Here is a 24,844-nt window from a genome sequence, read left to right as displayed (position 1 = left end):
AGCTACCCGTTCTCCGCCTTCCTCATGTAATAATAATGCAATATCAATGATTAAATAGCGGGAGTGTATTTTGGTTATTGGACCCTTTATCAATGCCGGTGCCGTACTACTCGGTGGCGTGCTCGGCGCGGTGTTAAGCCAGAGATTACCTGAACGTATTCGCACTTCCATGCCCTCGATCTTTGGGCTGGCGTCACTCGGCATCGGCATTTTGCTGGTCATCAAATGCGCCAACCTGCCAGTGATGGTGCTTGCCACACTGCTCGGCGCACTGATCGGTGAGTTTTGTTACCTGGAGAAAGGGATTAACGGCGCAGTCAGTAGGGCCAAAAACCTTATCTCTCGCCCCGGAAAAGCCGCAAGCGGAACGCATGAGACCTTTATTCAGAACTATGTGGCCATCATCATTCTGTTTTGCGCCAGCGGGACGGGGATATTTGGCTCGATGCAGGAAGGGATGACCGGCGACCCCAGCATTCTGATTGCTAAGGCGTTTCTCGATTTCTTCACCGCCACCATTTTCGCCACCACGCTAGGCATTGCCGTCGCGGCGATTTGCGTGCCGATGCTAATGATTCAGCTGGCGCTCGCCACCTGCGCCACGCTGATATTGCCGCTCACCACTCCGGCAATGATGGCAGACTTCACCGCCGTGGGCGGCCTGTTGCTGCTGGCAACAGGACTTCGAATCTGCGGAATTAAAATGTTTGCGGTGGTGAATATGCTGCCCGCACTGGTGCTCGCGATGCCGCTCTCCGCCCTGTGGACGCACTTTTTCGCCTAAGTTGTCATCAAAGTGGTGAGAGAGTGTGCACTCCGTTGCGAAATCGACAAATTTCGTTGACGACGGAAGCCCAATCGGGTTTAATGCGCCCCGTTGCCCGGATAGCTCAGTCGGTAGAGCAGGGGATTGAAAATCCCCGTGTCCTTGGTTCGATTCCGAGTCCGGGCACCACTATTTAAAGAAACCAGCCTTAGGGCTGGTTTTTTGCTTTCTGGGGTTCTGAGGTTCTTCAGATCTGTCCAGGCCCTTATCCTTAGCCCCACTCTCCTCGATTAAACCAGAGCCGTTTTATGTAAGGCTGAAAACGAAGTGCGATTAAAATAGACACCACCCAAACACACTCCTATTAAATGCATTGAGCAAATGAATATATTTATTCCATTTTGCCAACGCCAGATGCAGGTATATAATAAACACAACATATAAAATATCAGCGGAATAATTTAACTATCATTCAGGGAGCGAATTATGAATTTCAGGTCAATAGCATTGCTATATATGTCAGCACTTTTACTCACGGGATGCGCAGTACACTCCCCTATTGATGCTAAAAAAACAGGTGCGTCAGGTACGGAGAGTAACGTCAGTAAAAACGGTTCTGTCCAATTAACGGATAAAGATATTTTTGGCAACGAAACCACACTGGCAGTGACTGAAGAAGATATTCAGGCAGCACTCGAAGAAGATGAATTCCATGTGCCACTAAATTCAAAAATCATTTTAGTACAATCCGGTAGTCGCGCACCCGAGACGCTTATGCAGCAGGAGATGAGTCAGTATTATTCTGTAGCAACGTTCTCAGGTATACCTGACCGACAGAAAGTGATTTCGTGTAACAAAGAAAAAGATGAAAACAATGAAACTGTCATCGCAGAGAATATGAACTGGATGCAGGCTCTACGCTATGTGGCAGCAAAAGGCCATCAGAAAGCCATCATCGTATATCAGGATTTACTGCAGTCGGGTAAATATGATCCCGCCACCAAAACCACTGTCTGGTCAGACTATAAAAATGAAAAGGTAACGAACACTGCCTCACTGCGTTACCTGGTGCGATTCACCCTTGTGGACGTGGCAACGGGCGAATGGGCCAGTTGGTCACCGGCGAATTATGAATACAAGGTCACGGTCCCTCTGTCAGACAAAAAAATCAATGCTGATACTATCGACCAACAAATTGCCCGGCTTAAGCAAAACACCTATGCTTCTATGGTAAAAGATCTGGCAAATCGCTATCAGTAAATCTGCTTTTAGCTGACGGGCTTAGGATTTATCGGCCCGTCAATTAATAGATACTCTCTTAACCCAAAACTCTCTCACTTCGCAGGAAATGCCGAAAACTCAGGCTCTGCAGGATCATTAATATCCGATGTCATTTCATGTGTTTTTTGATCTATATTGACAGTGAATAATCTTGGCTGCGTGCCCGGATCCCCGGGGCAACGACCTTCATGCTTTTCAACCACAATAACAGAATCTATTCCTGGTTCACTGTCAGGCATATATAAATAATCGGTACATTCTGGGGAGTAAAGTAACTTATTTTTCTCAGCTATATTTTTTACCTTCTGTGCAACAGGTGGTAATTGTGCCGAAAAAACATTTGTGCTCAATATGGCACAACCGAGTAATGTAGTAGCGATCAATTTTTTCATGGTTACCCTACTAAACTGAAGTAATACATTGGATTTATGTAACACATAGAAACAAAGGCAACTGGATTATCGTAATCTTTTATTCCAGTCGTGCGCATAATACTTACTATCCTTTTCTCATAGTTAGGGTTTGTTGCATATCCAGCTTTGGCTATTTCATGAATAAATTTTTCAGGATCATTGGGGAAGCTAAATGCTGCCGCATATCTTTTATTGACCGTAAGAAACCGTCCATAATCATCTGCAGATTGCTCCAGTGTATCATACGAGCGAAAACTATCTTTAATTTTAGACGATACTCCTCCCGAAACTTCGTGAGTTGTAACATCTATCGAGTTACCATTAGGTGACTTTCCCTTTACACCAAAATACATATTTCCAGGAGCACGATGTCCCCAGTCTGACTCAAAAGCCCCCTGTGAAATTGTTACAGCAATCGGTACTCCCCAATTACGTTTAACCATAACAGCGGCAGGTAACGATCTGTTAATCCATTCCGTTTGCTTCGTCGATAGCGGTAATGATGCCCGCTGAGCTAACTGATTAATAGTATTACTATCCGGTATAATCGCATCATGCTTATGAAGTTGTGAAGCCTCAAGGTGCGTCCCCCGTAGTGCGTCAAAGGTCGGGCCATGCCGATTAACTATGGCATCCGGGAGTAAAAAATGAACATGCTTTCTTTGGAACATAACTAACCGGGCACAGGTTTTTGGCCCCCATATTCCATCTTCCTTTAGCGTTTCAATATTATCTTCGCGGGTAGCTCTGTTCAGTAAAATCTGAATTTTTCTAACATCGCTTGGAAAATTTGGCTGATTCATCCCGACCGCATGGTGAATTCTCCATCTCATACACCCTCCTTTCTATTTTCAATAATGCATCCACACTAGAAAATTCGCTCTTCCCACAAACTGTAAACACTGGTTCCTGCGATGCAGTGTTCCTGGGTAATGCTTTCATACGTGAACGATATTGATTCCTCTGGCTGTCCCTGACTGTTGGTGATGGTGTGCGGTACCTCACTATGTATACTCGAAATGCGGGCCTTAATCAGTTTCACTTTGTAAAATAATTCATTAATACCAAAGCGATTGGTACGGTAGTATTCAAAATCACAGGTCAGACACTCATTTTCAGTAATCGATTTAGTCAACAAAGGTGACGATTTATCGACGGGCTTCTGAATGGTTAGTGCCAGATGGTTAACATTCTGCGCTCTAATCAGGCCGTGATTCAGCGCCAGCACCATAATCTGATCCGTGTGCGCAATCTGCGCTTTATTACCAATAGAGTCCTGCGATGAACAGCCTGCCGAAATCAGTCCCTGCAGGTCACCGTTCAATGTGAGATAAACAAGATTTGCCATAATAAACTCCTCCGGCCAGGGTTATTCCCCGGCACCTGTATTAGTCGTTGCCGCTTCCGGCAGGGAATGGGTTTTCAGCAGCAGCCAGCGGCTTAATATTCCATCCAGCCGATCGTTGATTTGTTTTTCCAGCGTGTCGGTATTCTGGCCCTGCGCCTGCGCGTCCTGATATTGCGTTAACAGGGATTCCAGTGGGGTTTCCTGACCTAGCCCTCGCTCTGCCTGCCAGACCACGTTTTTGATATACGAAAGCGTCAGCCCCTCTTTTTCACGTCTCATAACTAGATCGGCAAAAGCGCGTAGATCCTGCCGCGTCTGCAACCAGCCCCTGAGCTGCGGGCTGTTTTGCGCGCGGGTTTTTAACGTCTCATTCCACCTGGCAGTCGCCTGCTGCTGCTGCTGACTTTCCGGCCATCGGCTATCTGCGGTGCGCATTATCTGCATCCCGATCTCCAGCGGCTGTAGCGAGGAGGAACTGAGTTGTTGCTCAAGTCTTCGTTGATAACTTCCCAGCTCTGGCGAGGCCAGCCAGACCGTCGCCGCCCCCTGCACGCTGTCATTGACCTGTGCGAGCACCTGCTGTGTGGGGTAAACCTGCCACCACCAGAGTGCAGCAGCAATCGCGACGCTACTGGCTATACCCGCAATAAAGCCTTTGAAGGTATTGCCCTCTTTCACGCGCTTGCCGTCTGTCAGTCCGCGCACCTGCACCTTCATTTCAGGTAGGTCGGGCAGCGGGGGAATGACCTCTGCCGTGGATGGCGCACTCTCTGGGGCATAAACCAGCGTTCTGACGGGGTTTTGTGCCGCTGTATCTGCACTGTGCCTGGGCTGTGGCTCGAACTTTTTGCGCGTGTTCTGCACAAAATACAGTAGGTTTTCCACGCGCGGTTGCCGTTTGAGTTCCACCTGCTGAAGTTTGTCGCAAATAAGCTGCAATGCACGTTCGGTGCGGTATAGCAGCGACAGGTCAGACTCCGAAAAGGCGATTTGCTGACGCAGAATCGTGCCGGTGCGGATGTTGAGCCAGTCCAGCATCTCAGTGCGCGCCGGGCCGCTTTGCGGCCAGAAGGTCTCCCACTCATGGCTGATCATCGCCGCCAGCAGCTCGACGCCTTCGCAGAAACCTGCCAGGCCCTGCGAGCGGGTCCGGGCCAGGGTGAAGTAAGTTGCGGTATGCAGATCTACCCCGTTGGTTTTAAAGATCGTCAACGCCAGCGACTCCACCAGCTTCCAGTTCAGCTCCGGCTGCGACGGATGGTTGGCCTTGTTAATCTCCTCCCGAATGGCGCTGAACTCCGGCAGATCCCGCGGATCGCTGCCGGTCATGATGGTCTGTGTCAGTGCGTGATTGCTACTCATCCCTGCCTCCTCAGTACAGCGTGTCCGGCAGCCGGAACTGGCTGAAAAGCCCACCGGCAAACGGGTTGTCTTCCGTATCGGTATGCACCCGGTAAACCATCGCCCCGCCGTCGACGTTGAAACGTACGCTGAATGTGCCGTCCTGAACGCCGGTTAACTGCCCTGCGCCCAGTAGCCTGAACTGTGCCCACGGCCCGCTGAAGCTGATACTGCGCGGCGAGTTTCCGCTGGTGCCAATCAGCGTCAGCTTGCTTTCATTGCCTTCGCGCATATTGTTTGGCCATACCAGGTGCGCGGTGTAGTTGCGTCCCTGGCTGTAGTCGACTAACTGGCCATCGAGATTCAACACGCTCCGGCGTTTATTGCCCGAAAGCGATACGGTTTCCACCGCAAACTGTGCCCCTAACCCATTCTGTTTGCTGAAGAAAATATCGCGGATTTTCTGCGCGGTATCCAGCTGTTGGCGGATGTCCTCGCGAATGATGACCGCATTGTCGCCGTCCTCCAGGCTAAGATCGTTTTCCATAAACAGGCGAAGGTTCTGCTGATAAAACGTATCCAGCACTCCATCCGGTTTAAAGAAGCGTTCGAACGCATCAAGGGATGCATCCTGCCTGGCGTCAGGGCTAAACGGATAGGCATTCGCCAGTTGCTCGTTAAAGGGTTTCACCACGGTGTCACGCCAGTCCACTTCCATATAGTGAACGGCTTCCACCATCACCACATGCCAGGCCTGGTCGGCGAGCTTACCCACCCAGCGGTTGAGCGGTGCAGGTAGAGTTTTCGCCATCTGACGCGTGGCAAAAATTGGATCGCTGCTGTTCTGATCAAGCCTAATCTGTACTGCTTTCAGGGCTGATTTCCCCGGTACCGGTGCGTTCTGTATCGCCAGCAGATAGCGATGTAACTCGGTTAACTGCTGATAAACCGCCTGCATCGTGTTTTCTTTATCTTTCTGCACGGCCAGTGCGCTGTTTTCCGGTGCAAATTCATGCCCGAGCCGGGTCAGCAGGCGATAGTCCGGTTCAGCCAGGGCCTCTTCGCGCGCCGAGTCTGAAAGTTTTTCCGACAGAACGATGGGCTGAGTGTTGTCACGCAGAGCGGTTAACGCCCGCTGGAGCGGCTGGTCGCCGCTAATCACCTGCTCCAGCGCGCCGGTCAACTGCGCGATGGACTCATAATCGCGGACGTTGAGATTGTCCATCCCCACTCGCCATGTGGCGGTGTAGTCGCTGAGATATTGCTCGGTGAGCTGACGCTGGATTTCCGTGCGATCGGCATCGCTGTACTTCACGCTGCGGGTCAGATTCAGCACCCAGCTGTCCATTGCGGTGAGTTCCACCAGTTCATCCCGCTGTTTTACAAAATAATTTTTCAGGCCGTAGCGGGTGAGGAACTGAGGGACCACCAGTTTGTCATCCTCCGCAGAGGTAAATACCCGTTCAAAGCTCGGCCCGACCTGGTCGCGTAAGTTCAGGTCGGCAGGCAGCACTCCCAGGGCCCGCGTTTTGAGGCTCTGATAAACACGCTGGTAGACCGGTAATTTGCTGAGTTCTTTCTGAGCGGCAGCCACCGGGCTGTCGTAAGGCATCCAGCGGCTGATGGCATCGCCGTCTCACTCCTCGCGCTCGGCGTGCCAGTCGGTGTGCGCCAGCGCGTAATCGAGATGGGACATCAGCTGGGCCTGGATATCACGCTGGCCGTGGAATTTTTCACTCCAGCGCTTCGCCATGTATTGCTTCACGACTTCATTGTTGCGTCCGCTTTTATCTTCGAGCATGCGAATCACGCGCAAAATAGCGAGTTTTTCCTCGCTTTCTGGCGGTGCCGCGTTCATATCCTTGACCAGTCCGTTGAGCAAGGACGGGAGATAACGCTGCTCCAGCAGTTGCAGGTAGGTTTGTTCTACGTACGGCCCGATGCGTCTGCCCTGGTATAACCCCAGGTCGGCCAGACGACTGCGATCGCCCCAGTCGCCGTAGGCCAGAGTGGCTTCGCGGACCGGATTCAGCAGCGGCAACTGCAGATTGCCGTACTCATCCATGCCTTTCGGTGCCTGAACGGCCATAAAGGCGTTCGCCTGCTTCAACACCTGAATGCCCGACGCATAGTTGTCATTGTAATAATGGTGCCATCCGACGGTCAGCAGCACGACGACCATCCCCGACGCAACCGAGAACACCGTCAGGTGACGGCGGGCGTTAGTCAGCCAGGAATAGCTCTCGCCCGCCAGATTGGGTTCTGCGAGCAGCACCTGAGGAAACAGGTTACGCGTAAAATAGGGAGCCATATCCACCAGTGGCCAGGCCGTCAGCGGGCTGCTGCCAAGCCCATACTGGCGGGCTGCAGACTGCATAAAAATGTCATCCATCTGGCCGCGCTGCAGCGATGACGTGAGATAGACGCCGCGCAGCATGACGTCCATGTTTTCGCCATCCAGCAGGCCGTTAAGCAGAGCCACCAGCGGCTCCCTGCTGCCCTGCATCTGACGGGCGAAACTGAACAGAGCACTGCGAGTCTGGTTCTGCGCCAGCATCAGGTCAGGCAGAGCATGGTTCAGTTGCTCGCTCCATGTCTGCCAGAAATTGTTCAGCTCGCCGCGCCAGTCATCATTCTCGTGGGCACGACGGGTGAAGGTGACGCCAAGGATGGCGTCACGTCCCTGCTTATCCAGCGACTGAAATAATGCGGAAAATCCGTGCAATAAATCGAGCCGGGTCAGCACCACGTAGACGGGTAACTGGCAGTGAAGATGCTGGCGCACGTCCTGTAAACGGCTGCGCAGCATCTGTAGCAGGTACTCGCGGCGGCGTTTATCAGCCGTCAAAAGATCGGGGAAATCCAGAGTCAGGATGAGACCGTTCAGCGGCTGGCGGGCGCGTTTCTGCACCAGCCACTCCAGCAGATGCTCCCACAGGCGACGGTGCAGAATGTCCCCCTCAGGCTGTTCGCAGAGTGAGCCGCTGATATCAAAAATCACCGCCTGTTTTCCGACGTGCGGAGTGAGATACAGCCGGTGTTCGGCACCGCGCACCGTTTCCGGGGTATAAATAATATCCGACGGAAATCCTTCACGCAGCAGCGCGGTTTTCCCACTGCCTTCCGGGCCGATCACCATATACCAGGGCAGTTGCCACAGGTAACGACGGCTGTCGAGATGCCGTTGCAGACGCAGCAGCCAGCGGTCAAGGTAACGCTGCTGCGCATTGAGTTCGATGCTGAGAGGATCCTGCGTCTCCTCACGTTGCAGCTTCTGCTGCCGCTCTAGCTGTTGCAGACGCTTCATCACTCTGACGGTGAGCCATGCGAGGGCAATAATTCCCCATACGGCCGTAGCCAGCCAGCGACGGGTCAGCGGCTGTAGCCAGTGCTCTTCGTAAAGCGTCCACGTCGGTCCTTTCCACCAGATCCATACCAGCAGAAAAATCCACGCCAGTACCAGCAACCAGAAAGCGGAAACCTTAAAACGGGGCATAGCCGGCCTGAGGACAGATTTGAGTCCGCTGAAGAGTCGGGGTGTCGGTAATCTCACAAAAGCTCCTGTTCTATCTTACTGTTCTGCCATGAATTTATGTTCAAGCTGCGCCAAGAGGGAGGGTTCCCAGTCCGCAAGCATCATTCGTGAGCCCGTAGTGAAAAGCATCCGGTACTGTTGCTGAGCCAGTTTTTCCATTCCGGCCTCTTCCATAAGCTGTGCGCCAGAATACTGGCGGTAGAAACGCTCGCGGGGCGTGCCTTCAGGCAACGAATCCAGATAACGCAGCGCCGCTTCCAGCCCCTGCCCGGCAAAGCATGCCTGGGCCGCCTGCAACTCTTCGCCGGTCTGCGCAACACCACTGACAGGCGTGGAGGCCAGCCACTGTTTTGTCTGGTCGCTGATAAACGGCGTTCGGTCGTTGAAAAGCAGGCTGGAAAGCAGAGGCAGACGCGCGTGGAAGCGGATGACTTCATCGCGAATAGCCTCTGCCACAGCGCTATAGCCCAGATGCCGCGCGATCTGCGCTGAAAGGTAATGACCGTCGATCCAGTACGGTGCCAGCAACAGACTGTTTTCGACCTGCTCCCAGAGCGCCAGGTCTGCGCTGGTAAGCCGGGTTTGATATTCGGCCACCCTGTCCGCCGACACGGCGGCCAGCGGAGTACGCCCGTCACTTTCAGCCTGCGGCGTAGCGGTGATGGTCTGCCAGAGGGCATGACGACGCAGACAAAAACCCAGAGGGGAATCGGGTTCGCGCTCGCAGAGGATCGCGGCGACATTCAGCTGTGAATCGCGCCAGGCAATATCATCATGGCTATCGACGATCACCTTCGGAGCCAGAGTGATGGCAGAGTTTTTTACTGCAGGGAGGGGTTGCGCGATGTCGTGCGAAGGAACGACATCCGCCGAAGGTGTCGACGCCGCGTCACGGAATTCCCGCTGATACAACGTAAACAGGTCGTCGGTGGCTTGCGCCAGTTCCGGGAGGTTGTGCGCCTGCCAGCACTGGGCCAGTTTTGCCAGTTCCCCCAGTAAGGCCTCGCGCTGCGCAGTATCCGCGCTCTGCGCAAACCCGGCGATCCCCGCTTCAAAACGTTTAATGACCTGCCCGGCAAAGCGCTTTTTATGCGCCACGTTCTGCGGAGCAGCCACCGTCCAGTAATGTTCTACATAAAGCGACAGCAGACGCAGCGCCAGCTGCGGGTCACCCGCATGCTGCAAAGTCCTGAGCAGATGCGCCAGCAGACGAAAATCTTTGCTCTCGGATGCCAGAAGGATCAGCCCGCGGCGCTGTATTTCCGCGATATCCAGCTGGCCGTGGGCCAGGGAGCCCAGTTTGACGATTTCGCCGTCGATATACTCCCAGTCCGGGCTGTCGTCTTTCAGGGATGAAACGCTTTTTTCTTCCGGCAGTGTTTCCAGCAGATGCGAAATCCAGGTATCCGGGTTACGTAAATCCAGAGGCATCAAAAATCCCCCGCCCAATGGCAGGCATCACGGAGCGGATCGATGGCCCGTGCCAGCCCGTTAATATCAAAGGTCAGCTTTCCGGCGACGCTGTCTGATCCGGTATCTACCGTTAGCGTTTTGGCCCCGAACAGTTGCTTAATTTCGCCAATACCCGACAGGCCACGGCTGGATTCCAGCAGCACACCGTTCTCGCGGACAAACCAGCGACTGTTGAAGGTTCTGTCATCGGCATTCAGCGTGACAGCGATATCATGAGCGTCCAGCGGATGCGTCAGCGCCACCTGCATCCGGGTGATGTTGTCCATACAACTGAACATCAGCACCGGGCGCGGCGGGACACTGCCAATAGCCGGTGTGGTGATCACGACAGTCGGATGATCGCCAGGCGTCTGCACCACCATCAGGGCTGTGGTATTCCCCTCACGGCGCTTTTCCTGTTCCATGGCCAGAGTCCAGGCTTCGCCCTGATAGCGAGCTTTAACCAGCGCTCCGTCAAAACCTCCTGATGATGCAGGCGCCAGCAGATGGTCGTAGCAGTCGAGACGCTCCAGCGCGGCAGATTTCAGGCGGCAGGATTGCATCGCCTGCAGGGTATCGGAAGCTGGGGGAGTGTCTGCGAGTGCAACACCCGCAGATAAACCGGACATCAGCAGACCGGTATGCCAGAAAAAACGCATCCTGCTCATGAAACGGCACCGTCTTCTTGTTCGGCTGCATCTTCCACACAGGTCGTAAACGCGCCCTCTGCGGCGGACAAGCGGATTCGGGCCACCTCTGTGTTCGACGCCATTTTCTGCAACAGCAGCAGCGAGAGCGGCGGCAGCATCTCACCGTCAATGACCGATTCCAGCATCCTGGCCCCATTCTCAGCGCGGGTGACGCGTCGCATAATTTCATCGGTGACGTCAGGTTCAATAATGACCTCAGCACCGAAGCGGCTGCGCAGCACTGCATCAAGTCGCGCCAGTTTCCCGGCGATGATGGTGGCAAGGGTCTCATGTGACAGCGGCAGATACGGCACCACTTCCATGCGCGCCAGCAGCGCTGGTTTAAAGAAATCAGCCAGGATCGGGTAGAGCATTTCCTGCATCAATGCCGGATTATCCGCGTGTTCGACAATGACCTGATAGCCCAGATTGGAGGTGAGGAAGAAGACAATATTTTTGCAGTCAATCAGCCGCCCCTCGCCGTCCGCCATCTCTCCCTTGTCAAAGGCCTGGTAGAACAGATTCAGCACGTCCGGATGCGCTTTTTCCACTTCATCAAGCAACACAACCGAGTAAGGTTTCTGACGGATAGCCTCGGTTAAAACACCGCCTTCACCGTAGCCGACATAGCCCGGAGGTGAGCCAATCAGCCTTGATACGGTGTGTTTTTCCTGGAACTCGGACATATTGATGGTGGTGAGATACTGACGCCCCCCGTAGAGCAGCTCCGTCAGCTGTAGTACGGTTTCGGTTTTGCCGACGCCGCTCGGGCCTGCCAGCAGGAAAGCTCCCTGCGGTCTCCCTGGTCGGCGCAAATCAGCGCGAGCGGTGAGCAGGTGCTTATGCAGACTGGCAATCGCCAGCTCCTGACCTTTGATGGTTTCCCCCAGCCACAGGGGCAAATCGGTAATCACTGACAGCTCATTCTGCGACAGGCGATTGAGCGGCACACCGGTCCACTCGGCGATCACCGCCGCAATCTGTTTTTTATCGACGTGCGGAGAAACCAACAGCTGGTCGCGATGCAATGCGTCCAGTTCCGCCGTCAGCTGCTGCAGGCGCTCTGCGGGAGAATCGGTTTCTTGCCCTTCACTCAGCAGCTGCTGGCGCAGCGCGATAATCTCCTGCACTAGCGCCTGCTGCTGGTGCCAGGTCTCTCCCAGCGTCCGCAGCTCCTGTTGTACCGTGTCGTACTGAGCGTGAATCTCATCCAGTCGCGCCGTATCCGTGCGCAACCCGATGCGTATCTCGCGCTCAAGCTGGCGGATTTCCGCATCACACTGATGACATTGGGTCGTCAGCGCTGAAATCTTTTTCGGGGGTGAGGAGAGATTAATCGCTACCCGCGCGCAGGCGGTATCCAGCACGTCGATAGCTTTATCCGGCAACTGACGCCCGGAGAGATAACGCTCGCTCAGGACTGCTGCTGCCTGTAGTGCTTCATCGTCAATCAACACACCGTGGGACTGCTCATACACCGCAGACAGACCGCGCAGAATAATGGTGGCTTCCGCCGCGTTGGGTTCGCTAACCTTCACCAGTTGGAACCGGCGCGACAGTGCGGCGTCTTTCTCAAAGTACTTTTTGTACTCGCTCCAGGTGGTCGCGGCGATGGTTTTAAGCTCGCCTCGGGCCAGCGCTGGCTTGAGCAAGTTCGAAATATCCAGCCCCCCCTGCTGATTGCCGGCACCTATCAGCGTGTGGGCTTCGTCGATAAACAGAATGATCGGCACGGGCGATGAAATGACTTCCGCCATCACTCCTTTAAACCGTTTTTCAAACTCGCCCTTGACCGAGGCTCCGGCCTGCAATTCACCTAAATCCAGGGTCATGATGTGGGTATTTTTCAGCTTGTCCGGAACCCGATCGGCCACGATACGCAGCGCCAGCCCTTCGATTAAAGCGCTTTTGCCGACCCCCGCCTCCCCCACGACCACCGGATTGTTTTTGCGGCGGCGGCAGAGAATGTCGATCATCAGATCGATTTCGCGATCGCGGCACAGCACCGGGTCAAGACGTCCCTGCCGGGCATCTTCAGTCATGTTTTTTGCATAGCGAGCCAGCAGGCTGTCGCCATAGTCAGCCGCGGCTGGGACACTTTTTCCCTCTGCATCCTCTTTTACGGTTTCTGCCGAATCCCGCGTCCACTGCGCAAAATCCTGCTGCAGGCGGTCGCGGTTAATCCCGGTCAGAAGACGCGCGGCGGCGGGCGGCAGGTAACGCAGCGGTGAATGCAGCAGGGCCAGCAACATCACACCGCCGCGCAGCTCCGTCATCTGCATTTCCGTTGAGGCCAGCAGCCACGCCTCTTTCAGCCACTCCGCCAGCATGGGGGAGAACGCCGGATAACTATCAGCAGAGCGCGACGTGGCATAGTTTTCTACCGTCAGTACCTGACGCAGTTTGCCCATATCAAGGTCGGCCTGCTCTGCAATGACCCGCAGATCGCTGCGTACCGAAGCCAGCATGTGCAGGAGCACATGCGCCACGGTGATTTCCGCTGCCTGTTGGGCCATACACTCCGCAGCAGCGGCTTCCAGCGCCTGCCGGGAAAACAGGTTCAGCCGCTTGACCAGCACGGGAAGATCAATCTGGATCATAAACGTCCTTATCGCAGTAATTTATTCAACTGATGCAGAATGTCCTGCGTCTGGCTGTCCAGGCGCAGCAGATAAAAGAGATAAAACAGCGCTAACACGATCACGCCGCCGAAAAAGACATGCTTGATGGTCAGGCGCTTTATTAAGTGATAGCGCCCGCCTTTCGTTTTTTTGTCCTGATGCAGCAGTGGAAAAGGCGTATCACCGCGCAACGGGTGCAGTACGTGGTACAGACGACGGTAGATCTGCTCAAATTCGTTCTGATTCGGGGCCGAAACCTTGTAGCGCCCGCGAAAGCCGAGGGAGAAACAGAGGTACAAAAATTCGAGTAAATCCTGGTAGCGTTTTGGCTCACGCATCAGGCGTTCGAGAAGAATGAAAACTTTCTCACCGCCCCAGGCTTCATTGTGGAAATGGACCAGTAAAGACTGTTTGATCCACTCGTTCTTGTTCGACCATCCGTTGCCGAGCGCCGCCTCATCGATAAAAGTACAGAGGACATAGCGGAACGAGACAATCACGCCAGGCTCGTAGCCCTGCTCCTGAAGCAGTTGCTCCACGGCCTGCACATCTGTAACCACTCTGGAAAACAGGTGTTCAGGCATCGACTGGCTGTTCATTCCCGCCACGCGCATGACCATGCCTAACAGCGGCGTTGCGGCATCGATCATCGGATTCAGACTGCCGCCACGCAGAGCAAGTTTGTACTCGCGGCGGGAGGTTTCTCCCTCTGTTTCATAAGAGAAATTATCCGGCGCATTGATTGACGTCTGATTGGGATAAAAAACCGACTGGTCGCTCATGCTTTATCCCCTTATCGCCCAAAGCTGCAGATCCAGCTCCGGGAAGGTGCCGGAAATATGCAACGCCATCGCCCCGGCTTTCACCACGTCCTGCCAGGCTCCAGCCCCTTTATCCAGATCGAAATAGACGTAGCCGTCATGGTAAGGAAGCTGACGCGGTGCGGCGGTACGTCGGGTGAGCGGTACGCCAGGAACCTGGACGCTAACCACGTTGCGGATCTTGTCCGTTGCGGCAATTTTCGACTGCTGAGTGAACTGGAGAATAATTTGGTTCTGCGGCATCCGCGCCCGGACGGCCAGCACAAAGGAGCCGGATTGCAGCAGCGTAGGATCGTTGACCGTGGCGATATACACGCCATCCGAAAAGATCAGCGGCAGGTTCTGCGCCCTCGGCATCAGCACCGTATTGAGTGCCCGGCGCAGTTCGGGAATCACCGTTTTGAAGGACTGGGTGAGGTCCCGATGGTTGTAAACTTCCACAGGACAGGGCAGACGACTGTTTTCGGTAAACGTCATCAATTCACCCAGCAGACGGACCAAATCCAGATAAAAGGATTCCGGGTGCAAGGTATGCAGGTGAGTGCGATGAGTGAAATGCATCTGACTGCGGTTCAGCATCTGCAGCATCATAAATTCCGCCACGTCGGCAATACCGCTCTGCTCCGGTGAGCCAATGCGTTTTGCCAGTTCGATGGCACGGTTACTGATGAGCCCCTGAACGTCGCCTGCAAACCCGTTAAGCACCGGGCTGACCCGGATGGCCTGACAGGTGGGGATAAAATGATCGTCCAGCACCAGCGCGCCATTTGGCAGCTGGCTGCGAATGCGGCACAGGGGAAGCGTGACCATCGCACTCAGATCGTCCGCGCCGCTGACAATTTTGGGTGCCAGTTGGCCCAAAACGAGCTGCTGAACATCGCCCTCATCGGAGTGCAAATCACGAATATCACTGCGTGTCAGGCGGTAACGCTCTGTCCCCTGCCCGGCGCTGCGACGGCCTTCAATTTCGCAGGTGATATCGCTGATAACCGGCAGCGCGAGATAGATATCATGGTTGCCAGGCTTTGCCAGATCGACAGGCTGGTACGGAACGGGAAGCTGATCTTGCTCCGGGATGCTGAACACGGTGCCATCAGGCATACAGCCCGACGCGTGATCGAGCATCAGTTTCCCCTGGGCCAGCAGTTCGGTATTGACTGACAGCGTGGTAAATCCCCAGACAAAATCCCCCTGCGCATTGATACGTTGGTTCAGCAAATATTCCTGGTTGCGCTGCTGTTGCTGGAAGTGCTGCGGCAGAGCGAATAGCCCCTCTTGCCAGATCACCTTGCTTTTCATCGTCGCCATCGTCAGTCGTCCTCTTTTTTCATTTCAATGCTGCTTTGTCGTACATGCACCAGCACACGGTAGCTGTGACCTGTTCCTTCCACCGGTTCGATCTGTTTCCACTGGGTGGACTGGTCGTCAGAGAAGTACGCCACGATGCCTATAAACTGCGTTTTTTCGTCCAGTTTTACCGGCGGCAAGGTTTTGATGGTGTCCGGCAGCAGGCTGAAATCCTGGTGATCGATATAGTTTTTCCTCAGCACATCCGGCAGCGGCGTGCTGGCGATCTGGTCATAATCGGCGGCCTGTAATTTGGAGTCGTCGCTCATATAAACCATCTGCACATCTACGGGAGCGGCTTCGCCATCCGCATTGGTGTTGGTGTCCGGCTCCGTCAACAAGGTGACGGTCACTTCAGACGGTTGTTCAGCCTGTTTCCCGACCTGAATATCTGGGTTACTGATCACCTGACCGAGTTTCTTCGCCGTTTCGCAGCCGGTTAATAGCGCGCTCATCAGAACGCAGGCCAGAAACGCCCTTATATTCATGCTTCCGACTCCCGTTGCTTCTCTCGCAGCACCCGGTCATAAACCTGGGCATAGACTTCGTTAAACAGCATTTCAAAGCCCTGCTGACGGCTCGACGCCAGTTCGTCGTAATAGTGGCTGTACATCTGCCATGCCCCGGCATCATCGAGCGGCTGGCGCAGCTCGTGGCTGCGGCGGTACTGCACAAAACGGCGCATCAGGCTCTGGGGCGAGAAAGCATCCAGCAGAACGCGAAGCGACTCGACAATCGCTGCCCGGTTGGCTTCTTCGTGGTGGCGGATATTGCGCAGGCTCTCTTTGACTGCCGCAGGCGCGGCAAGATGGACTGGACTTTTACCTTCGGCGAACATCACATCCAGCGCAGTGGCGTAGTCCATATTCAGACGCAGCGGGTTATCTTCAAGTGGACGTAAATGCTTGTCTGACAGGCTGTTACGCTGATGCTGCAGATCAAGCAGCCCTTTTATCGCCGCCTGCAGCGTCCGCCCGCTCTCCTCCAGAAAATCATCGGCTTCCTGAGAATTGCGTACCACAAGCGAGCTTCCCAAACCGCGCAGCAAGGGGGTGACGGCAAGATGGCGATGCGCCATTTCTGCCGGAGAAACCTCTTCGCTACGGCTGTCATGAGGGTCGGCATACATTGGCGGCAGATCCATATACTGATTATCGATTCCACTATTGCTGGCAGGAGAAGATTGCGGGACGACAGCGGCGCCAGAGAGCAGGCCACCCGCCGTCGTCAGGCTTTCGGTTTGTAATGCCTGGAGCGGATCGGTGGAAAAACCATTAACTACGGTATCCGCGAGCTGGTGTCTGTGAGGCATTCCTGGATAAGCAGGCTGCCCGTCGGTGGTCAACAGCGCATCCGCCAGACGATCGCGATTGGTGACGATGGTTTCAGGGGCGGCCATTTGCTCGCTGTAACTGACCAGTTTTCCCTCATGGATAAAGACCTTCAGCGCCAGCGCCCCTAGCCCAATCTCATCCCCCTGACGCAGGCGTACCAGTCCGGCGTCCACGGACACCGGGGCCAGGTTGATCATCAGCCTTGGCATCAGGCTACGCAGGCAAAAAGTGCCGTCATGCAAAACAATCTCGCATGCACGACCGGCCACAGACCCTGCCCGATCCTGTACTGCCCAGTGGCACGCCGCGGCATGGCCGATATCGCCGCCTGCTACGGAAAACAGGCATTTTGCGGCGCGACCACTTTCCAGTTCGTTGCCGTTCATCACCTGCAACGTCAGTGACAGTGCGGAAGACGGTGTTTTTTCCTCAGTCATATGCGATTCCATTAAAATTAATCCCTGATGTGGAGGGTGACGGATGGCGGCATTTTCGGTTCTCCGATAAATGCCGTACGCCCGATACAGGATCGGGAAACGTCTCCCAGCCGCATTCCTTTCGCCTGCTCTGGAGCCAGATCCAACCGGAGATCCCAGGCAAACTGATCGCGAAGCAAGAAGGAAACGAACATGGTCAGCGCCTGGTGGTGCTCACCGTCCGGTAAGAATGAGAGATAACGCGCCATGGAAAGATTGCTGATCCGCAGCAAAAATTTCCCGCTACGATCGGGCACTCGGGCACCGAGGGTAAAATTCACGCCCACCACTGAGCGCCCCGGCACATATCCGAAGGTTTTGTTTTTTGGGTTTCGTACGCCAAGCCGGTTCTGCTGAGCGGGGTCAATCGGCACTTTGCGCAGTTGCCAGCTCTCAATGCTGACCTCAGGCAGATCGAAACAGTGGGAAACCAGATTGCATACCACATCGGGCGATCGCCCTGGCGTCGCAAGTATCCCGGCATAGGCCAGCATCTTGCTGTGGTTGATGGCGAGTCTGCCCCTCACACTGGCGTTCCCCAGTCCAACCAGGGCATACATCCGCTGCGAAAAGGCATCGGTACCGCCATTGCGAAAACAGATGTGATAGCGGTATTTACGCCAGGCATGGTAGGCAAACTGCGTCCAGCGGTGGCTAAAGAGATCGAGGAACTCTTTCAGCCCCTCTTCATTCTGGGCAGATTCTTGCGCCATCCTGTCCAGGTAGTAACCGGGCAACGGCGACTGACTGCCGGAGAACCCGAGAAATTGGGTGGTCAGAATAAACTGTCCCGCATCACTGCGCACAAGCCCGCTCAGGTCGCAGCCTGGAAAGGCAATGCTGGCATCAGATTTGAACAACGCCACTTCCTGTTCAGGGTCAGTGCGTAAGGATGGCTCCCGATCGGCGCCGCCATAGCGGCGGTACAACGAGTCCATCAGCACAAAAAAATTTGTCCCGCGCACATCCGGGAGTGGTGCCTTTTCCCTTACATCAGGGCGTGCTGGCCGGTATGTTGCCATTCCCAGGACTCCTGACTTTCCGTGTTAATAATTCTGAGGCAGTGAAACGAATTGATGCTGGCATACAGGGCGAAAAAGTATGACAGGACGGTTCCCAGCAGATAGATCTCACCTTCACAGACAAAGGGGGCGGGATTGATCCACAGCGTAGTGGACAGACCGCGTACCGGTACGCCTTTAAACAGGCGATCAACCGGGGAGGATTCCATCTTTTCGATGGCATCCAGCTTTTGCGAGGAAAGCCTGGCCTGCTGCGGATGGTGTATCCCGGGCAGATCAAAAGTGTGCAACACCTGAATCAACGCTTCCCTGTCGAGCAGGGAGAGATAGTTCAGGTTCATGCAGGAGATGAGCGACCAGTGCATATTGCCGTCCGTCATCGGATACAGCGGACGGGTCGGACGCATAACGTTGCTAAAGGAGGCGACCGCCGGATTTTTATTGACCGCCTCGCAGATATCCCCGGCGTGCAGAGAGGCGGGCAACATACGGTTGGTGCACACCATTGAGGCGGTGAACACCTCGCCATCCAGTTGGGAACGGTCTGGCATGCAGCCATCGGCATGGACGAAGGAAATGGAATGATCCAGACCAGAATGGAATAGCGAGGTTTTTGTCCGGTGGTGCCAGTAGATCACCTCCCGCTGACGGCTGTACTCAATCTGGTGCTGAAACCCTTCGAACTCAGGCCAGAGACGGAATTTCTTGCCCTGCCCAGTCTCATTCACTTTGCTGGAGACTGTTTTTAACTGGAAAATATCGCAAGATTCCGGATATTGCTGACTGGCAGACAGCGGGTATTGCGGCGCAGTGCCATCCGGTCTGACCGGTTCGGAATGTTGAGGGAACAGATTCACCGCTGGCGTACAGTAAGGCCGCAGAGAATTCTTGCGCAGTTTGATGTCTGCGGGCAGTGGCAGATTAAAATGCAGGCGCAGCGTAAAGGCGCTGACAGGAAAATCCTCCGGCAATGGTGCAGCATCCCGCAGATGGAAGAAGAAAAAACTCTCCGGGTAACAGAAATATTCCTGCAGCACGCGATAACCGTTATGGACGTTTTTCGGCCACGGCAGCAGCGCATCTTTTTGATCGAAACCTGCGGCCTCAAGCCTGAGTTCCGGCAGCGCTAGACGGCGGTCACCGGCAACCAGTTCGGCATCCATCAGATGTTCATTGAACCACAGGTAGAGCTGATGGCGGGTATAGTCATCCTCGTTACCCAACCAAAAGGTGAGCTTATTAAGATCCAGCGCATGGGGGGAAACGTTGCCCTCGGTAAAGAGAGCAATCTCAATGCCCCCCGATTTGAGGCTACTGGTGTTTCTCACTTCCCGAACAAAAAGCGGTTGCAGCCAGGTGTCACGCGCCAGCGTGAAATGGCAGACTGGCAGCGCATCTCGGGTACTCTCCCCGGTTAACGCTCCCTGGCCAGACTCCTGAGTTCGGTTACCCGTTTTCGTCTTGACCAGCTCATCGCGGCAAACCTGAACAAGTGATTTAAGCTCTTTACGCGGCTGATACTCAATAACGGTCATCGCCGGAACCGGACGCAGGTAGTTAGGCCACAGCATATTGATGATGCCATGCGTAAATTCAGGAAACTCATCCTCCAGCTTTTGCCGCAGGCCACCGGAGAGAAAGGCAAAGGCTTCCAGTAGCCGCTCCACATCCGGATCGCCCTCTTTCTCCGCCAGGAAACGGGCCAGATAAGGTTTCTCATGTGCCAGCAATTTGCCAAGCTGGCGCAGATAATCCAGCTCTTCGCGGTAGTAACGCTCTTCGAAGGCCATAGGATTACTCGACGCGCCAGTGACGGTGGTTATCCAGCAGGATGTCAAATTCCAGAACATCCTGGCTGTTGCTAAAATCTATCGTTGCCACAATATGAAAACGCAGCTCCAGCGGCATACTGGCGTCTTCTGCAACGGCAGCAACGGACACATCCGAAATCCGAGGTTCATAACCCAAAATACACTCCCTGATAGCCTGAACCATCCAGTCTCTTATGTTCATGGAGTCAGGGGATTGATCGTTAAAATCGTCAATCCCCAACTCTGGCGAACCATAACAACTGCCGGAACGGGTATTGAGCACGTTGCGCAGGGTCTCCCGCACAGAGCGCAACAGTGCCGCCTTCGGGCGCTGCCGCGAAGGTGGCATCGCCGCCTCGCGAATGCGCTCAAACAAACTGCTTCCGGACTCCCGCTCCGTTATCATGGTGCTTATTCCCTGTCTAAACGTCCGACTAAAGACAACTCAAACGACGCGCCCATATATTTGAAATGCGGACGTACGCTCAGTGCGACCTGGTACCAGCCCGGCTCGCCTTCGACATCCGACACTTCAATTTTCGCCTGACGAAGCGGTTTGCGGCTGCGGACCTCAGAAGGTGGGTTCTCCTGATCAGCCACATACTGACGGATCCAGGTATTCAGCTCGCGCTCCAGATCGCCACGCTCTTTCCATGAACCAAGCTGTTCGCGTTGAAGGACTTTGATGTAATGCGCTAACCGATTGATAACAAATAGATAAGGCAGTTGAGTCCCTAACTTGTAATTGGTCTCTGCCTCCTTCCCTTCCACTGTGTTCGGGAAGACTTTTGGTTTCTGCACTGAGTTTGCGGAGAAAAAGGCTGCATTATCAGAGCCTTTACGCATGGTGAGCGTGATGAATCCCTGCTCCGCCAGCTCGTACTCCCGGCGATCGGTGATGAGAATTTCGGTCGGCACTTTTGCCTGAAGTTGTCCCATCGCCTCATACAGATGCACTGGTAAATCCTTCACCGCCCCACCGCTTTGTGGGCCGACGATATTCGGGCACCAGCGGGTCGACATGAAGCTTTCTGCCATATTGGCAGCCAGAAGAAACGCAGTATTTCCCCACAGATAGTGATCGTGGCTCTTACTGACATCCTCATGATAGTTAAAACTTTTTATTGGGTTCTCATGCGGCACATAGGGGTGGCGCAGTAAAAAACGCGGCGCTGTAAGGCCAAGATTTCGGGCATCTTCCGATTCGCGCAGCGAGCGCCATTTGGTGTAAGCAGGACCTTCAAAAATGGCGGCAACGTCTTTAATGCCAGGCAACTCGGTAAATGAGTCCAGCCCGAAAAATGCCGGAGAAACTGAGGAGAGGAATGGGCAGTGGGCCATCGCACTCACGGCACTGACATGCTGAAGCAGCTTCATATCAGCCGTCGTATTATCGAAACTGTAATTGCCAATAACTGCGGCGACAGGTTCACCGCCAAACTGCCCAAAACCGCTGGAGTAAACGTGGCGATAGAAGCCGGATTGAGTGATTTCAGGAGCAAACGAGAAATCATCCAGAAGCTCTTCTTTCGTCACATGCAGCAGGTGAATTTTGATGTTTTCACGGGGATCGGCATGATCTACCAGAAGTTTGAGTGAGCGCAGGAATGACTCCAGCTCCTGAAATTCCGGCGCATGCAGGATCAGGTCCATTTGACGGCCCATACGCGCGTCTATATCTGCAATCATGCCGTTGACCGCCAGAATATCGACAGACTCAACCTCTTCGTCATTTTGCAGCAGAGCAGTGATAAAGGCTGTGACCCCCTGACGAGCGATATCGTAGCTTTCTGACTCGGGTTTAAAACGGGTTTGCGCCATGATGTCATCAAGTAATGTGGGCGCTGCGACCTGTGCGGCAGAAGCTGACGCTTCAGGTAATGTGATATCTGACATGGTGAAATCCTTGTACAAAGTTATTTCCGACCTGCGATGCCTAATTCCGCAATCAACTGCTCGCGGCTTGTTTCGTTATCGAGCAACGCTTTAAGTTGCGCGCGGAAGGCAGGGATATTGCCCATCGGCCCACGCAACGCGACCAGTGCTTCACGTAACTCCAGCATCTTTCGCATCTCCGGTACCTGGGCAGCAATATTGTCCGGCGCGAGATCGGCCAGCGATTTCACTTTCAGGTTGATGCTCATGTTCGCATCCGGACTTTCATTGAGTGTGGAAGGAACGGCGAAATTGCGGCCAATATCCGCCTGCTCCAGCACTGCGTTGAAATTATTACGATTGATGGCAACAGGCTGGCGCTCATCCAGGGGCGTATCATCCACAATGCCCGTCAGATTACCGGTGACCAGCAGATTAAGTGGTAACTCAACCTCCGCAGTCTGGGAGCCTGTCTTAGGGGTGAATTTAATATTGACGCGCTCCCGTGGAGCAATGCTGCCGTCATTTTTTTGGCTGCTCATACAAATAGTCCTTCAGGTAATTGACCAGGCCATCAATGCAGCATGTTCCGCACCACGAAAAACACCGGAAATGCCGCCGCAGTGGCGGTTAAAGAAATAAAAACGCCTTATCAACTCACATCCTACGCGAATACAACATGGCAAAAATACTTCGATTTCGGATAAGTAATGGCTATTTGTCAGATATAAAATGCGTGTTATAAACGATTTAAAAGCCGTGGATAACCCAAAGACAATCGCACAACCCATTGAATAACATGCAGATGAAAGAGCTTCATAATTATATTTGATAATTGCAGACCTATATATTCATGTCGCAGCTATCAATTTAAGGAATCCCTCAAGCATCATCAGCGGCAAAATACACAAAGAGATTGACACGATATTTTCTATGATTCAGTCTCGCCCATTGGGTTTATCATGACAAACTATAACTACGGATTATATATACCGTTAACTCATATATTCATGATGGGCATTTAAAAGTGACTGAAAATTATTTAACGGCGACTACTTTTTCTCATAGCCAGTAACCGGTATGCAGAAAATGAAACCTTCAGGAATGAGTCGTTTCGCTATTTACCTGTCGAAGATAAACGACAGGTGATCATCAGCAGTCATTGAAACATTAACAAGGAGTTTGAAAATGCCTACACCGTGTTACATCTCAATCACGGGTCAGACCCAGGGAAAAATTACCGAAGGTGCATTTACCGCACCATCGGTCGGCAACATCTACGTGCAGGGTCACGAAGATGAAATGCTGGTACAGGAATTTCAGCATAACGTGACAGTCCCTACGGATCCGCAGTCTGGTCAGCCATCTGGCCAGCGCGCTCACAAGCCTTTCATCTTTACCGTGGCGCTGAACAAAGCCGTACCGCTGCTGTATAACGCACTGGCTTCCGGCGAGATGTTACCAACCACTGAACTTCACTGGTGGCGCACCTCCATTGAGGGCAAGCAAGAACACTTCTTTACCACCCGCCTGACAGACTCCACCATCGTGGATATCGACTGCAACATGCCGCACTGTCAGGACGCGGAAAAGCGTGAGTTTACCCAGTTAATTCAGGTCTCTCTCGCCTACCGTAAAATCGAGTGGGAGCACGTGAAGTCAGGTACCTCTGGTGCCGATGACTGGCGTGCACCACTGGAAGCATAAGTTAAATCAACAGCATCCAGCCCTTAGGGGCTGGATGCTGTTTTTGTATTGCGCAGTCGAAAAAGAGCATTTTTAGGGATGACGTTTTATGGGAGATGGCGGATGCCGGAGACTTCGGCGGTAGCATGTCTGAAGAAAAACATATGATGAGCAGGAATAAACAAAGTATTTCAAACCATCATCTTCGTAAACTTGCTCAAGGAAAGAGCGTTTAGGAAGGAGATCTTTCAACACGTGCAGGGGAATAATCTTCCCAAATTTTGACCTTCGAGCCGTTTATGAAAATGCTTAAAAACATTCTATTTATTTTAACCCTGATGCTATCTGGCGTTGTTGGTTGTATTGCAACTGAACCTGGCAGCATGCCGTTAGATGGCCTTAACAATAATAGTTTCGACGTTGGTGAGATTGCTGATGAGGAGATTCCGGATTTGAAACACTCCACTTGTACATTGCGCCTTGCTGATAATAAGAAAGAGAATTTCTATAACTATGTCGAAGGTGCAATTTGCCCTGTAGGTGGGAATGAGTGTACATACTCAGCCATTATGAAATTGGATGGTAATTTAACCATATTAAAACAGACATCTTCAAATAATAATACCGCCGTTTTTCAGGGGGGAAACATTGTTATTACCACACTACAAAATCCATTGAAAAACACAGCAATGGATGAAGAAGGATATGACACTAAAGTCGCCATCATTATAGAAAAAAACAATCGTCAAATGAAGGTTGAAATGTCTGGATACTGCGGCCTCTAAAAAATAAAAACGAGAGAAATCACCATGAATCTGGCTGTAAAACAAAATGAACTTATACAAATAATGAATTGTGTCGCAAGCAAATACATGGAATGGAGCCTTGCCAAAGACCGATTTATCAGTGAAGTAATTAATTACTCATCGCAAATAAATTCGAATGTAATTTCGGAAAATTTAACGGAACGCGAAGCTATTGAAGCTCTGGATCCTGAAATGACATCCCTGGCAGCAACGGTCTAAA

General features: G+C 53.3%; 21 protein-coding genes, 1 tRNA gene and 1 pseudogene. 6 read left to right on the top strand and 17 right to left on the bottom strand.

Going from position 1 to position 24,844, the window contains the following annotated elements; genetic code table 11:
• Positions 1-70: 70 nt before the first annotated feature.
• The 3 genes from AC3WS9_RS03880 to AC3WS9_RS03870 all read left to right on the top strand — a co-directional run bounded on the left by AC3WS9_RS03880 (position 71) and on the right by AC3WS9_RS03870 (position 2,026).
• Positions 71-784 (top strand): DUF554 domain-containing protein, encoded by a 714-nt coding sequence (locus AC3WS9_RS03880; RefSeq protein WP_492486833.1) that lies wholly within the window; start codon positions 71-73, stop codon positions 782-784.
• Positions 785-879: 95 nt separating this feature from the next.
• Positions 880-955 (top strand) — tRNA-Phe (locus AC3WS9_RS03875).
• Between the two features lie 297 nt (positions 956-1,252).
• Positions 1,253-2,026 carry a lipoprotein YafT gene (locus tag AC3WS9_RS03870; RefSeq protein WP_492486831.1) on the top strand — a complete coding sequence of 258 codons (774 nt, stop codon included), beginning with the start codon at positions 1,253-1,255 and terminating at the stop codon, positions 2,024-2,026.
• A 74-nt stretch (positions 2,027-2,100) separates the two neighbouring features.
• Here the strand turns inward: AC3WS9_RS03870 and AC3WS9_RS03865 are convergent, their stop codons facing one another.
• The 17 genes and pseudogenes from AC3WS9_RS03865 to tssB form a co-directional block, all read right to left on the bottom strand.
• Positions 2,101-2,439 carry a hypothetical protein gene (locus AC3WS9_RS03865; RefSeq protein ID WP_285153951.1) on the bottom strand — a complete coding sequence of 113 codons (339 nt, stop codon included), beginning with the start codon at positions 2,437-2,439 and terminating at the stop codon, positions 2,101-2,103.
• A 2-nt stretch (positions 2,440-2,441) separates the two neighbouring features.
• Entirely contained in the window at positions 2,442-3,293 is an 852-nt protein-coding gene (locus tag AC3WS9_RS03860; RefSeq protein WP_492486829.1) for a glucosaminidase domain-containing protein, read from the bottom strand.
• A gap of 35 nt (positions 3,294-3,328) precedes the next feature.
• Entirely contained in the window at positions 3,329-3,808 is a 480-nt protein-coding gene (locus tag AC3WS9_RS03855) for an Hcp family type VI secretion system effector (RefSeq protein ID WP_285148343.1), read from the bottom strand.
• Positions 3,809-3,829: 21 nt separating this feature from the next.
• The gene (locus tag AC3WS9_RS03850) at positions 3,830-5,170 is read right to left on the bottom strand and encodes a type VI secretion system ImpA family N-terminal domain-containing protein (RefSeq protein WP_492486826.1); all 1,341 of its coding nucleotides are present in this window, start codon (positions 5,168-5,170) and stop codon (positions 3,830-3,832) included.
• Positions 5,171-5,180: 10 nt separating this feature from the next.
• Positions 5,181-8,645, bottom strand: a pseudogene (tssM, locus tag AC3WS9_RS03845) (type VI secretion system membrane subunit TssM).
• 75 nt (positions 8,646-8,720) lie between these two features.
• The gene (tssA, locus tag AC3WS9_RS03840; protein WP_492486824.1) at positions 8,721-10,115 is read right to left on the bottom strand and encodes a type VI secretion system protein TssA; all 1,395 of its coding nucleotides are present in this window, start codon (positions 10,113-10,115) and stop codon (positions 8,721-8,723) included.
• The gene (gene vasI / locus AC3WS9_RS03835) at positions 10,115-10,804 is read right to left on the bottom strand and encodes a type VI secretion system-associated protein VasI (protein ID WP_285143916.1); all 690 of its coding nucleotides are present in this window, start codon (positions 10,802-10,804) and stop codon (positions 10,115-10,117) included. The genes tssA and vasI overlap by 1 nt, the downstream gene beginning before the upstream one ends.
• Positions 10,801-13,425 carry a type VI secretion system ATPase TssH gene (gene tssH, locus AC3WS9_RS03830; protein WP_492486822.1) on the bottom strand — a complete coding sequence of 875 codons (2,625 nt, stop codon included), beginning with the start codon at positions 13,423-13,425 and terminating at the stop codon, positions 10,801-10,803. Before tssH ends, vasI begins: the two co-directional genes overlap by 4 nt.
• 8 nt (positions 13,426-13,433) lie before the next feature.
• On the bottom strand, positions 13,434-14,228 hold the full coding sequence (icmH, locus tag AC3WS9_RS03825) for a type IVB secretion system protein IcmH/DotU (protein WP_492486820.1): 795 nt from the start codon (positions 14,226-14,228) through the stop codon (positions 13,434-13,436).
• Between the two features lie 3 nt (positions 14,229-14,231).
• Positions 14,232-15,575 (bottom strand): type VI secretion system baseplate subunit TssK, encoded by a 1,344-nt coding sequence (gene tssK / locus AC3WS9_RS03820; protein WP_492486818.1) that lies wholly within the window; start codon positions 15,573-15,575, stop codon positions 14,232-14,234.
• 2 nt (positions 15,576-15,577) lie between these two features.
• Positions 15,578-16,102, bottom strand: a complete 525-nt coding sequence (gene tssJ, locus AC3WS9_RS03815) for a type VI secretion system lipoprotein TssJ (RefSeq protein ID WP_492486817.1) — start codon at positions 16,100-16,102, stop codon at positions 15,578-15,580.
• Complete coding sequence (gene tagH / locus AC3WS9_RS03810; RefSeq protein WP_492486815.1) at positions 16,099-17,385, bottom strand: type VI secretion system-associated FHA domain protein TagH; 1,287 nt, start codon at positions 17,383-17,385, stop codon at positions 16,099-16,101. The genes tssJ and tagH overlap by 4 nt, the downstream gene beginning before the upstream one ends.
• 17 nt (positions 17,386-17,402) lie before the next feature.
• On the bottom strand, positions 17,403-18,446 hold the full coding sequence (gene tssG, locus AC3WS9_RS03805; RefSeq protein WP_492486813.1) for a type VI secretion system baseplate subunit TssG: 1,044 nt from the start codon (positions 18,444-18,446) through the stop codon (positions 17,403-17,405).
• A complete protein-coding gene (tssF, locus tag AC3WS9_RS03800) occupies positions 18,413-20,236 on the bottom strand; it encodes a type VI secretion system baseplate subunit TssF (protein WP_492486812.1) in 1,824 nt (607 codons plus the stop codon). Before tssF ends, tssG begins: the two co-directional genes overlap by 34 nt.
• Before the next feature lie 4 nt (positions 20,237-20,240).
• Positions 20,241-20,660, bottom strand: a complete 420-nt coding sequence (gene tssE / locus AC3WS9_RS03795; RefSeq protein ID WP_282494501.1) for a type VI secretion system baseplate subunit TssE — start codon at positions 20,658-20,660, stop codon at positions 20,241-20,243.
• 8 nt (positions 20,661-20,668) lie between these two features.
• Positions 20,669-22,153: a type VI secretion system contractile sheath large subunit gene (gene tssC / locus AC3WS9_RS03790; protein WP_282494358.1), complete on the bottom strand. Its 1,485-nt coding sequence runs from the start codon at positions 22,151-22,153 to the stop codon at positions 20,669-20,671.
• Between the two features lie 20 nt (positions 22,154-22,173).
• Positions 22,174-22,674 carry a type VI secretion system contractile sheath small subunit gene (gene tssB, locus AC3WS9_RS03785; RefSeq protein WP_282494357.1) on the bottom strand — a complete coding sequence of 167 codons (501 nt, stop codon included), beginning with the start codon at positions 22,672-22,674 and terminating at the stop codon, positions 22,174-22,176.
• 646 nt (positions 22,675-23,320) lie between these two features.
• On the opposite strand from tssB, the gene AC3WS9_RS03780 reads away from it, so the two are divergent.
• The 3 genes from AC3WS9_RS03780 to AC3WS9_RS03770 all read left to right on the top strand — a co-directional run bounded on the left by AC3WS9_RS03780 (position 23,321) and on the right by AC3WS9_RS03770 (position 24,843).
• Complete coding sequence (locus AC3WS9_RS03780) at positions 23,321-23,839, top strand: Hcp family type VI secretion system effector (protein ID WP_282494356.1); 519 nt, start codon at positions 23,321-23,323, stop codon at positions 23,837-23,839.
• 278 nt (positions 23,840-24,117) lie between these two features.
• Positions 24,118-24,603, top strand: coding sequence for an adhesin (locus tag AC3WS9_RS03775; RefSeq protein ID WP_492486810.1), 486 nt, complete (start codon positions 24,118-24,120; stop codon positions 24,601-24,603).
• Between the two features lie 24 nt (positions 24,604-24,627).
• Complete coding sequence (locus tag AC3WS9_RS03770; RefSeq protein WP_492486809.1) at positions 24,628-24,843, top strand: hypothetical protein; 216 nt, start codon at positions 24,628-24,630, stop codon at positions 24,841-24,843.
• Position 24,844: the final 1 nt, after the last annotated feature.

It is taken from the genome of Lelliottia sp. EB106-05-01-XG201 (assembly GCF_058791735.1).
This window is presented reverse-complemented; position numbering and strand designations above follow the sequence as displayed.

Excerpts from the sequence above, each read along its gene's own strand:
- AC3WS9_RS03870 (WP_492486831.1), top strand. The coding sequence starts at position 1,253 with ATGAATTTCAGGTCAATAGCATTGCTATATATGTCAGCACTTTTACTC.
- AC3WS9_RS03865 (WP_285153951.1), bottom strand. The coding sequence starts at position 2,439 with ATGAAAAAATTGATCGCTACTACATTACTCGGTTGTGCCATATTGAGC.
- AC3WS9_RS03860 (WP_492486829.1), bottom strand. The coding sequence starts at position 3,293 with ATGAGATGGAGAATTCACCATGCGGTCGGGATGAATCAGCCAAATTTT.
- AC3WS9_RS03855 (WP_285148343.1), bottom strand. The coding sequence starts at position 3,808 with ATGGCAAATCTTGTTTATCTCACATTGAACGGTGACCTGCAGGGACTG.
- AC3WS9_RS03850 (WP_492486826.1), bottom strand. The coding sequence starts at position 5,170 with ATGAGTAGCAATCACGCACTGACACAGACCATCATGACCGGCAGCGAT.
- tssA (WP_492486824.1), bottom strand. The coding sequence starts at position 10,115 with ATGCCTCTGGATTTACGTAACCCGGATACCTGGATTTCGCATCTGCTG.
- vasI (WP_285143916.1), bottom strand. The coding sequence starts at position 10,804 with ATGAGCAGGATGCGTTTTTTCTGGCATACCGGTCTGCTGATGTCCGGT.
- tssH (WP_492486822.1), bottom strand. The coding sequence starts at position 13,425 with ATGATCCAGATTGATCTTCCCGTGCTGGTCAAGCGGCTGAACCTGTTT.
- icmH (WP_492486820.1), bottom strand. The coding sequence starts at position 14,228 with ATGAGCGACCAGTCGGTTTTTTATCCCAATCAGACGTCAATCAATGCG.
- tssK (WP_492486818.1), bottom strand. The coding sequence starts at position 15,575 with ATGGCGACGATGAAAAGCAAGGTGATCTGGCAAGAGGGGCTATTCGCT.
- tssJ (WP_492486817.1), bottom strand. The coding sequence starts at position 16,102 with ATGAATATAAGGGCGTTTCTGGCCTGCGTTCTGATGAGCGCGCTATTA.
- tagH (WP_492486815.1), bottom strand. The coding sequence starts at position 17,385 with ATGACTGAGGAAAAAACACCGTCTTCCGCACTGTCACTGACGTTGCAG.
- tssG (WP_492486813.1), bottom strand. The coding sequence starts at position 18,446 with ATGGCAACATACCGGCCAGCACGCCCTGATGTAAGGGAAAAGGCACCA.
- tssF (WP_492486812.1), bottom strand. The coding sequence starts at position 20,236 with ATGGCCTTCGAAGAGCGTTACTACCGCGAAGAGCTGGATTATCTGCGC.
- tssC (WP_282494358.1), bottom strand. The coding sequence starts at position 22,153 with ATGTCAGATATCACATTACCTGAAGCGTCAGCTTCTGCCGCACAGGTC.
- tssB (WP_282494357.1), bottom strand. The coding sequence starts at position 22,674 with ATGAGCAGCCAAAAAAATGACGGCAGCATTGCTCCACGGGAGCGCGTC.
- AC3WS9_RS03780 (WP_282494356.1), top strand. The coding sequence starts at position 23,321 with ATGCCTACACCGTGTTACATCTCAATCACGGGTCAGACCCAGGGAAAA.
- AC3WS9_RS03775 (WP_492486810.1), top strand. The coding sequence starts at position 24,118 with ATGAAAATGCTTAAAAACATTCTATTTATTTTAACCCTGATGCTATCT.
- AC3WS9_RS03770 (WP_492486809.1), top strand. The coding sequence starts at position 24,628 with ATGAATCTGGCTGTAAAACAAAATGAACTTATACAAATAATGAATTGT.